Here is an 11,655-nt window from a genome sequence, read left to right on the forward strand (position 1 = left end):
CTACCTATTGTTTATAGCTGTTTTTGATTCTACCTGCTCTGATTCTACCTAAATGTCACTTAGCGGCGGCGGTTTTTAAAACGCTGCTCATCAGTTTTTATGCGAATAGGCCGCATCTCTTTTTTCTGGCTGACAGAAAGTAGTTGTTTACCGATAAACACGGCAAGTACTGCGATTATAAGAGTCATCAAAATTGTCATAAACTACCTCGTGGACTTTTTTCATTCTTACCGTTACTTTAGCCCTTAAAGGCCCATGTCAGCAACCTTATTCGAAAATTCTGTGTATCCGCCTATATATTCCTTACCGATGAAAATCTGCGGCACGGTATGTACCGGTTTTCCAATCGTTTTTTCTAAGTCAGCCTGGCTGATGTTTTCTTTGTGGATATCTAAATAGGTGAAGTTGAGATCTTTTTGTTCACATATCTGCTTGGCTCTTTTACAAAAGCCACAACCCTCTTTGCCAAAAATAGTCACACGTTCCATCTGCTCTCTCCTGTTGATAGAAATAAGACTTAATAAAACATTAAAAGTTGCAGTTTTCTAATGGGTTATTGCTATTAAACAGATAAATGAAATTAATGAGCGAATTCAGAAAAGCGTATTTGAAATCAAGCATCTCGCAGAAAGCTTAGATCAAGGTATAGGTCTTTACTTAACGAGTAGATTAAACAAAGGTGTCTGTGAGCTGACAAACAATATGAAAATTCGAATGAATATAACGAGTTATCAGCTAAGAACTAATAAAAAAAGACTGAGAAAATGGCAAACGTATACTACGAATTGACCAGTACTTAAGGCCTTATTCTTCAAGACATTTGGAAAAGATTCCGTATAATTTGCGCCAACATACCCCATATGGAAGTTTTTTTTACGTCCGTATGTTTGTAATTAGTACGAAAATCCTAGGGTAAAGCATCCTATTGACAGCGAAACCATAAGATTCGTTGCAGTGTGATTCAGAGTGATTTGCTCTTAATTTTTCACACTATCGGGTGTGATTTTCAGATCCCATATTTATATTAGAAATGGTGAGAGCAAAATGATAGCAAAATCGGCAGATGTATTGTTAGTAGGTGCGGGTGCGATGAGTACCACCCTGGGGATGCTTTTGAAGCAGCTCGACCCTAACATCAATATTGTGATGGTAGAACGGTTAGGCCATGTTGCACACGAAAGTACAGATGGCTGGAATAATGCTGGAACAGGGCACGCAGCTTATTGTGAACTAAACTACACACCGAAACTACCTGACGGTAGCATTGATACCACTAAAGCTTTTGCCATTAACTCTGCTTTTGAGGTTAGCCTGCAGTTTTGGTCATATCTGGTTAAGCAGGGAGCTTTACCAAAGCCAGAAAACTTTATTCATGCAACGCCTCATCAAAGCTTTGTTTGGGGGGAGGCTAATGTTGAGTTTTTGCGTAAGCGTTATGCGGCCCTGAGTCAGTCGCCGCAATTCGCAGATATGGAATACAGCGAAGATCCTCATGTCTTGCGTGAATGGATGCCGCTGATTCTTGAAAACCGTGACCCTATGGAGCCTGTTGCGGGTACGCGGGTTCGTTATGGTGCTGATGTTGATTTTGGTGCGCTTGCGCGCAACATGACACACTATCTTCAAGCGCAGGATAATTTTGAGTTGTTGCTAAATCATACTGTTACAGATCTTGAGCAGGACGATGATGGTCAATGGCAGGTTGAGCTTGAAAACAGAAAAACGGGTGTGGAAAGAACCATAACATCGCGTTTTGTCTTTTTGGGGGCAGGCGGTGGTGCATTACCTTTACTGCAGATGTCAGGTATTCCTGAGGGCGATGGATACGGCGGCTTTCCGGTCAGTGGTCAATGGCTTGTATGTAAAAAGCAAGAAATCGTTGAAAAACATCTGGCCAAAGTTTATGGCTTAGCGCCTATTGGTGCGCCTCCAATGTCTGTGCCACATTTAGATACCCGTATCATCAGTGGTGAGAAAGCCTTGTTGTTTGGTCCGTTTGCTGGCTTTACCACTAAGTTTTTAAAACAGGGTTCCATATTGGATCTGCCTAAAAGCTTACGAGCGAATAACCTTAAATCTATGTTGTCTGTGGGTAAAAACAATATGGATCTGACGCGTTATTTGATCAGTGAGGCGATGCAGTCCCATGAAGAGCGTGTCGCTTCTCTGCGTAACTTCTACCCTGACGCTAAAGATGAAGACTGGGAGCTGGCCAATGCGGGACAACGCGTGCAGATCATCAAAAAAGATGAGGCCTCAGGCGGTAAGTTAGAGTTTGGAACAGAAGTTATCTCGTCGGCTGATCATACATTGGCCGCATTACTGGGCGCTTCACCGGGTGCATCAACGGCCGTTAATACGATGATCAACATCGTTGAACGCTGCTTTCCAGAACGCCTGGCAACACAAGAGTGGCAGCAGAAATTGAAGGAGATGGTTCCTTCGTACGGTGAATCATTGAAGGATAATGATGAATTAATGAAGCGTGTCCGTCAATATACCCTATCTACACTGGAACTTGATCAGTAGTGTCTGATAGTTGAGTGGCTCCCTTATTTAGGACGGGTCATAGGTAAATAAAAAGCCGACTTGAATGTCGGCTTTTTTATAGGTGCAGTTTGATACCCGGCAATTTTCATGATGGGAATGAAATGAGTTACATCCAGTCATCTCTGCGTTTTTTCTTTTTAGGTAAGTAGGGTACAAGCAGACCTAATAAAACGCCCCCCAGAGCAACCAGACCACCGTAAGTAAACCAGCGCATCAGATTGCTTTCATCCATGTTGTCTATTTGGCGGTTAAGGTCTGTAATTTCTGTATTTAATTTAGAGAGTTGGTCAGAATAAGTGCCATTTTCAGCTTTAAAGGTGTCAAGCTCGCCCCGCAGGCTTTGAATCTCTGTTGATTGCTGTTTGACCAGTACCTCACTTGTTTCCAGTGCGGATTCAAGCTTCGGCACGCGGATTTGAATACTGTCACCGTTTTCCACATTGTTGGCATCAACCCAGCCGGTTTTTCCTGTAGAGGTGCGGACCTGGATAAATTTACCATCACCACTTTTTCTTAGGATGTCGATCGATGATCCACTACGAACACGTCCGGTAATTTTATATTGATTACTCGGGCCGCCATGGACAAAAACATAAACGTCATCGGCAATATGGCCTTTTTCGGCCAAAGCAGGGATTGAAGCTGAGATGAATACAGCTGCAAGTATATATTTCTTCATTGTTCAGAGAGCCTTTGTCTCGGATTAATGTATTGGATGGATACCTCTGAGAGAACACCTATTGTAAATGATTTACTCTGCAATAGGATCGAAAAGATGAGCTAAAGTTCCTTTAGAGATAGGATTTATAGCACGACAAAGGGATAATGCCGCTTAGTTTGTATCAGACCAATTAGACAATGGAGTTATCGATGGAAAAATTTCTGGATCCGGACATGTTAATCAATATTCAGAATGAGTATATCTTGCCTTGGGGTATCAATATTCTGACAGCGGTTGCTGTTTTTATTGTCGGGCGTGTTGTTGTTGGGTTGGTGATGGGGCTTGTTAGAAAGCTGCTACAAAAATCTAAAATGGACAATATGTTAATTAATTTTATCTCGTCTATTTTAAGCTCTTTGTTGCTGCTTTTTGTCATTGTAGCGTCACTCGATCAGCTTGGTGTGAATACTTCTTCTTTAATTGCGATTGTCGGCGCTGCAGGTTTGGCAATCGGTTTATCTTTACAGGACTCATTGAAGAATTTTGCGGCGGGTGTGCTTCTGGTGGTGTTTCGCCCGTTCAAAGAGGGACATTTTATTGAAGCCGCGGGTGTTTCCGGTGTGGTAGAGAGTATTTCAATTTTCAGTACGGTTATGCGTACCGGCGATAACCGTGAAGTGATTGTGCCTAATGGACCAATCTACAGTGGTGTTATTACGAATTATTCTAAACGTGATACTCGTCGTGTCGATATGACATTTGGGATTGGCTATGATGCGGACCTGTTGCAAGCGAAAAAATTATTGGCTGAAATTTTGTCAGAAGATGAGCGCATTCTACCTGAGCCGGCTCCGGTCATTGCTGTTGCCGCACTGGCTGACAGTAGCGTAAATTTTGTTGTTCGTCCCTGGGTTAAAACCTCTGATTACTGGGCTGTTCTGTGGGATACCAATGAAAAGGTAAAGTTACGCTTTGATGCGGCAGGTATTTCTATTCCATTCCCGCAGATGGATGTACATCTGCACAAGCAAGACCAGGACTAGTCAAGTTTTTCAGGCGACAGTTAGCTTCAGGCTAGAGTTTAATTAGAGCTCCGGTTTGAGTGATGCTGTCGCCTGATCCTCATATGCTTGCTATTTCAATGAAGGGTTACGAGGAAGCTGATTTAATTGTCCGCGTAACTCATCATTTTCCTGATTAGCTTTTTGAGTTTCCATTCGGTATTTGAAAATCTCTTCGTAGCGTGCTTCCAGTTTGGCTTCAAGCGACTCTATTTCTTTTTGCTGCTGGCCGACAGTGGACTCGAGTGTATCAATCTGACTTTGTAAGCTGGAAAGCATACCAAAACCATTGGGCAACAGGTCATCCTCCTCATCCTCTATACCTTGAGCAACACTTTTAGTACTCAGCTCATTATAAATATGACTATAAAGCGCTTTGAGGTCGCTTGATTCACGGTCTGAATAGCGAATGGTCTGCTCAATAGCACTATGAGCACTGGCCGCACCAATGGACCCTGCCAGCAAGTGTTCCAGCATTCGATGAAACTCGATAAGTTCAATAATGGTGATGTGGGGCTTGCCAAGGACCTGCAGGTCTTCAGCAATGGTATAGACTGATTCACGCGCCTTGTCTGCGGTTAGATACTGTGAGAGTAATATTTTAGCTTCTTCTATTTTTATGCTTAACGTTATATAAGCATCCAGGCCGGTTGGGCGTGCTTTGCTGCTGGTGTTTAGTGGTTGCATTGCAGCCATGAACTCAGTGGTGAGTGTGCGTTCATCTTTGTGCGGATGGTATATGAGTGAGCCGATAATATAAAAACTGATATTAAACAAGAGACTCCAGATAACACTATGAGTCACTGGGTTAAACCCATCCAGGCCAAGAAGTGCTTCTGGTCTTAACTGCTCAATACCCCAGGGGCCGTAAACTAAAATCTCCTGATTTAACCATCCCTGTTTGATAAACGTAGGTAAACCCAAGGTGTAACACCATATGAAAAAGCCAGCGAGCAGTCCCGAAAACGCGCCGCCGCTGTTTCCCTTGATCCAGAACATTCCTCCAAAAACAGCGGGAGCAAACTGCAAAATAGCAACGAAGGATAGCAGGCCGATGGCGACCAATATGTAGGAGTCGCTGAATTCGTGTTCAAACCAATAGCTAGAGGCAAGAATCAGGACTACAAGTATCCAACGTATCTGCAGAAGGTGTGTGCGTAAGCGTTGGGCTGCAGGGAAGCACTCAATTACGGGTAACACCAGATGGTTAGAAACCATGGTCGAAAGTGTCATAGTAGTAATGATGATCATGCCGGTAGCGGCGGAAAAGCCGCCAATAAACGCAAACATGGTCAGTGTCGGGTAACCTGCTTGTTGAGGTAGCAGCAGCACAAAGAAATCCGCAGATTCGGCAGGAAGGCCGCTCATTAAGCCTGCAGCAGCCAAAGGTACAACGAACAGATTGATGGCAATCATATACAGCGGAAATAACCACATGGCTGTTTTGATATGTTTCTGATCAGTATTCTCAATAACGGCAACATGGAATTGTCTGGGCAGAAGAAAGATGCCTGCGAAGCTCAGTACGATTAATGTCATCCACATGCTGGCACTGTTTTCAACAACATTGAACTGGGTTATGTATGACAGGTTAGCTTCTGCTATACGTGTATTAATATCACCCAGGCCATCATAGAGGACGAAGCAAACAAATAAGCCAACGCTGGCAAATGCAATCAGTTTGACCACGCTTTCAACGACAAGCGCCACTATCATCCCCTGATGTCGTTCGGTAGGATCCAGCTTACGGACACCAAAAATGATAGTAAAAGCGGCCATTATTAACGTGATAAAAATACCGCTGTACTCAGAGGTTGCGCCGCTTTGTTCTTGTGTAATAATTTCGAATGAATTGACGATCGCTTTTAATTGCAGTGCGATATAGGGAAGGATGCCGACAAGTGCGATGATTGTGACCAGGCCGGCGATTCTTTGGGAACGGCGGTATCGTGTAGAGATGAAGTCGGCAATACTCGTGATACGAAAGGTTTCTTTGATGGCTACCATCTTTCTGAGCGTAACCCACCAGAACATAATGCCGATAAGTGCACCCACATATATACCTAAAAAGAGCAATCCTGATGTGCTGGCAAAACCGACGCTGCCATAAAAAGTCCATGATGTATGAAAAACGGCGAGGGAAAGCGCATAAATCCATGGGCTTTTAAGCGGCCTGCCTGATTTGGTAATCCGCCGTTCAACAAGTTGAGCCACAGCAAATAGCAGCAGCATGTAGAAGATGACGGTTGAAATCACGGCTAAGGGCGAAAACATCAAAATTGGCCTTTCAAAGAGAGCTCTAGTTCTGTGTGTGATGACTGTTCAAAATATTCTCTGATTGTAGCGCGTTTTTATACAGAGGTTTAAACACTATTTGGCAGAGTCGCTATATGACTTTTCATGTGGGCTGCATCTGCATGCCGGCGGTACTAAGTCGATCCCTCCGTCGTGCCATGGGTGGCATTTCAGAATTCTACGAGTACCTAAACCAACTCCCTTAAAGAGGCCGTGGGTTTCAATGGCTTCAAGCATATAATGAGAGCAACTGGGATAGAAACGACAGTTATTTCCCAGGAAAGGGCTGATTGCGTATTGATAGACGCGAATTAAAGCGGTTAGCACAGCGGTCATTATTTTCTTCAAAATCCTATATCTCGGTACAATTTTTTTCAGCACGTAACAGAAAGTCATCAAACTGGGAGTCGATAGTGCTGTCAAATTCTGCACTTCCGTAAATCATTTCAAGGGGAATGTTGGTATCGGCGATAAGAATATCTCTACCAGAGATCGCCGTTTTGATCCGAGTCGTGACAATGTTGGTTTGTTCAAGCGTTGCGTCGAGTAAGCAGATAACAAAGCTATTATTATCGAGTCTGGCAGCGTAATCAGATTCCCTTAATACATCGCGTAAGGCTCTGGATACATTAATCAACACATGATCACCCATGGCATAACCATAGCTTTGATTGACATGGCGCATGTTTGAGATAGTAACAACCAGTAATGAGGTGGGGTGCTTATAACGCTTAGCGCGGGCAATATCCTGCGTCCCCATCAAAAATAGCTGTGATCGATTAAACAGGCCAGTCAAAGGGTCGTGTGTTGTTTGTGTGGTTAATGCCGTTTCACTTTGAATTAACGCACTAATATCCTGTAAAAAAACATGGATTTGAGACTGATGAGGTCGATACGTTGCAGAGTATTGACGCAGGCCTGCGCCACTCATGAGGGCAATACGATGCTGTTGGGTGGTTTTATCTGCAGCGGCCTGCTGGATGTGACTGATCAGTGAAGCGACTGCCTCCTCTGATTGGTTTAAATCAGACAAGGTTAATGTAGTTAAATCTGATACTGCCGTATGAAACACATGACCTGCTGCTTCATTTGCATAGGTGATGCGCATGTCATCAATAACAAGTATCGCATTGGGGCTGTATTCGACAAGTGGATGTGATGCTGTATTTGTTATGCTTGTATCGTTACTCATATAAAATCCACATCAGGCTAATAGACTGTTTAAATATTCTCTATGACAGCCGTGACTCATCGTCGGAATAACGGCTGTCTTATGATTATAGGTTCTCTTCAGCGTATTCAGCCAGTCGTGAGCGGAAAATTCCTTCAAAGTGAACATTTGCAGCACCATCAAAGCCTTTGAAGCGTTCTACTATATAAGTTAACCCGGAAGTGAGTGGCGTTAAGTAATTAGAGTCGATTTGTGCCAGATTGCCCAAACAGATCATTTTTGTGCCTTTTCCTGAGCGGGTGAGGATAGTTTTCAGCTGCGAGGGCGTCAGGTTCTGTGCCTCATCAATGATTACAACGGCATCCTGAATACTCCGGCCGCGTATAAAATTTAATGATTTAAATTGGATGTTGGCCTTTTCAATCGTGTATTTGACGCTGCTCAGCGGGCGCTCATCATTTTCGTGCATCGCTTCAAGGTTATCATTGATTGCACTCATCCACGGTGTCATTTTTTCCTCTTCCGTACCGGGCAGGAAGCCGATATCTTCGGCTACGGGAGGCGTTGAACGGGTCACGATAATCTTGTTATAACGTTTGTCTTCAATCACCATCTCAAGTGCGCAGGCTAAAGCGATCAAGGTCTTTCCCGATCCTGCTGCGCCATTCAAAATGGAGAGATCAATCGAGGGATCAAGTACCGACTGCATGGCAAATGCCTGGTAGATATTGATCGGTGAGATGCCCCAGCAAGTTTGTTGCATCAGGTGCTCATAACCTAAATCGAGCAGGACAATTTCGGTTTCATTAATGGCGACAACACGTGCGGCAAAGTCTTTTGAGTCATCAAATATATATTCGCTGATGTAGGCATCAGGAATTAAGGATTTATCAATATGGTGATAGGTTTTACCTTCTTCCTGAACGCTTTTTACCTGATCGACTTTTTCCCAGAATGTGCCATCCAGGTGTGTATGACCGGCCGGCAGTAACTCGATATCAGAAACCAGCTGGTCAGTACGATAGTCTTCCACTCGCTCTAAACCCGCGCCGAGTGCCTTCAGTCGCATGTTGATATCTTTAGTAACCAGTACAACTTCGCGATCTGTTGTTGTTGATTGCAGATGCAGAGCACAATTTATAATGAGATTGTCTTTTTTGTTGCTGGTGAGAAAGCCAGGTCGGGCGGTGAGTTCGTGGTCGGGAAAAATACTGAGCTTACCGAGTTTAATTTCCCTGTCTTTTCCGGGAAGAGGAATCTGCACACCTTTGGTTATTTGTGATGGTGAGGCTGCGGTAGATAAAATATCGTCAATGGCTCTGATTGCATAGCGAGCTTCTTGAGCAACGTTTTTTTTGCGATCCTTGATATCATCCAGTTCCTCTAGAACGGTCATCGGGATCGTTATATCTTGTTCTTTGAACTCATACAGGCATCTGGGGTCGTGCAGTAGAACGTTAGTGTCGAGAATATAGAGTTTTGCTTCGCTCATGGCTCTATCCTTTTGTAGTCTAAACAGAGAATGGCAGACTTAATAGACCTTCAACATTCATGATAGTCTACTGTTCTGCAGTTGTGGTCAACTATCCGGAGAAGCGAATGGGTTTTCAATCAATCGTTGTATTAACGGGAGCGGGTATCTCTGCTGAATCGGGTATACGTACCTTCAGGGCCAGTGACGGGTTATGGGAAGATCACCTTATCGAGGACGTTGCGACACCAGAAGGTTTTCATAGAGACCCTGCGCTGGTGCATCGTTTTTATAATGCACGACGGGAGCAGTTGTTTAGTGCTGCTGTGCAACCGAATGAAGCGCATAACGCTTTGGTTAAGCTGGAAGCGCATTTTGAGGGGCGCTTTCTGCTGGTGACACAAAATGTCGATAATTTACATGAGCGCGCCGGCAGTAAGTCTCTTATTCATATGCACGGCGAATTGCTGAATGTGCGTTGTATCCGGACGGGGTTCGTCTCTTTGGTCAGGGGCAGCGTGACGCCACAGGATCGATGCGTCTGTTGTGGTCTGTCAGGAACATTACGGCCGGATATCGTTTGGTTTGGTGAAGAACCCATGCAAATGAACGCTATTTATCATGCGTTAAGTCAATGCGATCTTTTTTTATCAATAGGTACGTCAGGGCATGTATACCCGGCAGCCGGCTTTGTCGAAGTCGCTAATCAGGCCGGTGCTCTTAGCGTAGAAATTAATCTTGAACCGTCACGTAAAGAATCGCACTTTAAAGCGCATTACTATGGTCCGGCGAGCGAACAGGTGCCGGATTTTGTTGATGAGTTAATAAGTGGCAGTTAAAAAAAACTCAGTAAGAAAAGTATAAGTTTCTGTTATTTATAGATATACCTGTGTAAAAGTGAACTATGTTGAAGAGAAAAGATATCTGAAAAAGAGTTAAAGCAGTGACTATTTATATCGATTTATTTTTTTGAGGATGGTGGGTTTATGATCACTGAACATTTTATTAATGCAAATGTTACGCCGTTGGAGAGCATGGATTCCCTTTCTCCACATGAGGTCGCTAAATTACAGGATATGAGTAATGGCGGTTTATACCGACTGTTTCGTCAATGTAGTCTGGCTGTGTTAAATACGGGAAGTGAACTGGATAGTACACGTACGGTGTTACATCGTTTTCGTGAGTTTGATATACGCATCAAGCACAAGCATAGGGGAGTACAACTGGAATTAATTAATGCGCCTGCGTCAGCGTTTGTTGATGGTGAAATTATTCAGGGTATCCGTGAGCACCTTTTTACAGTTCTGCGGGATTTACTGTATGTGGGCGATGAGCTTGATCAGTGTTGTGACGGTTTGAGTGAATCGCAACGCATTACTAATACCGTGTTTCATATTTTACGTCACGCCGATGCTATGCGTCCTCATGTGAAGCCTAATTTAGTGGTGTGTTGGGGAGGACATTCGATTCAACGGGTAGAATATGATTACACCAAAGAAGTCGGTTATGAGCTGGGTTTGCGGTCCTTCGATATCTGCACAGGATGCGGTCCCGGCGCCATGAAAGGGCCAATGAAAGGGGCAACCATTGCACATGCTAAACAACGAAAAACCGGTCCCCGGTATATAGGTCTGACAGAGCCGGGCATCATTGCCGCTGAATCACCTAACCCTATCGTTAATGAGTTGGTGACCTTGCCTGATATCGAAAAGCGCTTAGAGGCATTTGTGCGTCTGGGGCATGGGATTGTAGTATTTCCCGGCGGTGCGGGTACAGCAGAAGAGATTCTGTATTTGTTAGGCATTTTGCTTCACCCTAAAAACAGGAATATTCCTTTTCCACTTGTTTTTACCGGGCCGGCAGGCAGTGAAGCTTATTTTGAAACAGTAGATCGCTTTATTAAATTAACAATTGGAGAGCGGGCTGCAGAGCTATACCAAATAGTCGTGGCTGACTCGCATGGTGTTGCTGTAAAAGTGCGCGAAGGTATGATGCGCGTTCTGGAGTATCGTAAACAGACGGATGAGTCCTATCATTACAACTGGCAGCTGCATATCCCACACGAGTTTCAACAGCCATTTGAGCCGACGCATGAAGAGATGGCGCAGTTGAATCTGGAGAAAGGGCAGCCCGATTATATTTTAGCGGCTCAGCTCAGAAAGGCATTATCAGGCATTGTTGCGGGTAATGTGAAGGAGCCGGGGGTCTTGGCTATTGAGCAGCATGGGCCTTTTGAGCTTACCGGGGATGCAGAGATCATGGGTGCATTAGATCAGCTGCTTTCATCCTTTGTAGAGCAAAAACGGATGAAAATTAACCATGAAGAATATCAGCCCTGTTACAGAATTGTAAATTAAGAGCTTCGTTAATTAAGAGCTTCGTAAATTAACAGCTTTGTGAATTAAGCGAAAAAAAAGAGCCTCAATTGAGGCTCTTTTTCACTTAT

General features: G+C 44.0%; 11 protein-coding genes. 4 read left to right on the plus strand and 7 right to left on the minus strand.

Annotated elements, in window-relative coordinates; all coding sequences use genetic code 11:
• Positions 1-59: 59 nt before the first annotated feature.
• Positions 60-188 carry a hypothetical protein gene (locus tag BM099_RS20825; protein ID WP_269750483.1) on the minus strand — a complete coding sequence of 43 codons (129 nt, stop codon included), beginning with the start codon at positions 186-188 and terminating at the stop codon, positions 60-62.
• Positions 189-245: 57 nt separating this feature from the next.
• Positions 246-488: a GrxA family glutaredoxin gene (locus BM099_RS12665; protein ID WP_090728490.1), complete on the minus strand. Its 243-nt coding sequence runs from the start codon at positions 486-488 to the stop codon at positions 246-248.
• Between the two features lie 556 nt (positions 489-1,044).
• Between BM099_RS12665 and mqo the strand changes: the two genes are divergently transcribed.
• Positions 1,045-2,529: a malate dehydrogenase (quinone) gene (gene mqo, locus BM099_RS12670; RefSeq protein WP_090728491.1), complete on the plus strand. Its 1,485-nt coding sequence runs from the start codon at positions 1,045-1,047 to the stop codon at positions 2,527-2,529.
• 127 nt (positions 2,530-2,656) lie between these two features.
• On the opposite strand, the gene BM099_RS12675 is transcribed toward mqo, so the two are convergent.
• On the minus strand, positions 2,657-3,229 hold the full coding sequence (locus BM099_RS12675; RefSeq protein WP_090728492.1) for a TIGR04211 family SH3 domain-containing protein: 573 nt from the start codon (positions 3,227-3,229) through the stop codon (positions 2,657-2,659).
• A 191-nt stretch (positions 3,230-3,420) separates the two neighbouring features.
• Here BM099_RS12675 and BM099_RS12680 point away from each other — a divergent pair, with 191 nt between their 5' ends.
• The gene (locus BM099_RS12680) at positions 3,421-4,254 is read left to right on the plus strand and encodes a mechanosensitive ion channel family protein (RefSeq protein ID WP_198064154.1); all 834 of its coding nucleotides are present in this window, start codon (positions 3,421-3,423) and stop codon (positions 4,252-4,254) included.
• Positions 4,255-4,344: 90 nt separating this feature from the next.
• Here BM099_RS12680 and BM099_RS12685 read toward each other — a convergent pair whose 3' ends face one another.
• The 4 genes from BM099_RS12685 to BM099_RS12700 form a co-directional block, all read right to left on the minus strand.
• A complete protein-coding gene (locus BM099_RS12685; RefSeq protein WP_090728493.1) occupies positions 4,345-6,546 on the minus strand; it encodes a solute carrier 5/6 family protein in 2,202 nt (733 codons plus the stop codon).
• Positions 6,547-6,642: 96 nt separating this feature from the next.
• Positions 6,643-6,963, minus strand: a complete 321-nt coding sequence (gene yidD, locus BM099_RS12690; RefSeq protein WP_090728494.1) for a membrane protein insertion efficiency factor YidD — start codon at positions 6,961-6,963, stop codon at positions 6,643-6,645.
• Positions 6,920-7,759, minus strand: coding sequence for a sensor domain-containing diguanylate cyclase (locus tag BM099_RS12695; protein ID WP_090728495.1), 840 nt, complete (start codon positions 7,757-7,759; stop codon positions 6,920-6,922). Before BM099_RS12695 ends, yidD begins: the two co-directional genes overlap by 44 nt.
• 85 nt (positions 7,760-7,844) lie before the next feature.
• Positions 7,845-9,230 (minus strand): PhoH family protein, encoded by a 1,386-nt coding sequence (locus BM099_RS12700; RefSeq protein ID WP_090728496.1) that lies wholly within the window; start codon positions 9,228-9,230, stop codon positions 7,845-7,847.
• Between the two features lie 107 nt (positions 9,231-9,337).
• On the opposite strand from BM099_RS12700, the gene cobB reads away from it, so the two are divergent.
• On the plus strand, positions 9,338-10,048 hold the full coding sequence (cobB, locus tag BM099_RS12705) for a Sir2 family NAD+-dependent deacetylase (protein ID WP_090728497.1): 711 nt from the start codon (positions 9,338-9,340) through the stop codon (positions 10,046-10,048).
• A gap of 147 nt (positions 10,049-10,195) precedes the next feature.
• A complete protein-coding gene (gene ppnN, locus BM099_RS12710; RefSeq protein WP_090728498.1) occupies positions 10,196-11,566 on the plus strand; it encodes a nucleotide 5'-monophosphate nucleosidase PpnN in 1,371 nt (456 codons plus the stop codon).
• The last annotated feature ends 89 nt before the right edge of the window (positions 11,567-11,655 follow it).

It is taken from the genome of Neptunomonas qingdaonensis (genome assembly GCF_900113275.1).
Classification (GTDB): Bacteria; Pseudomonadota; Gammaproteobacteria; order Pseudomonadales; family Balneatricaceae; genus Neptunomonas; species Neptunomonas qingdaonensis.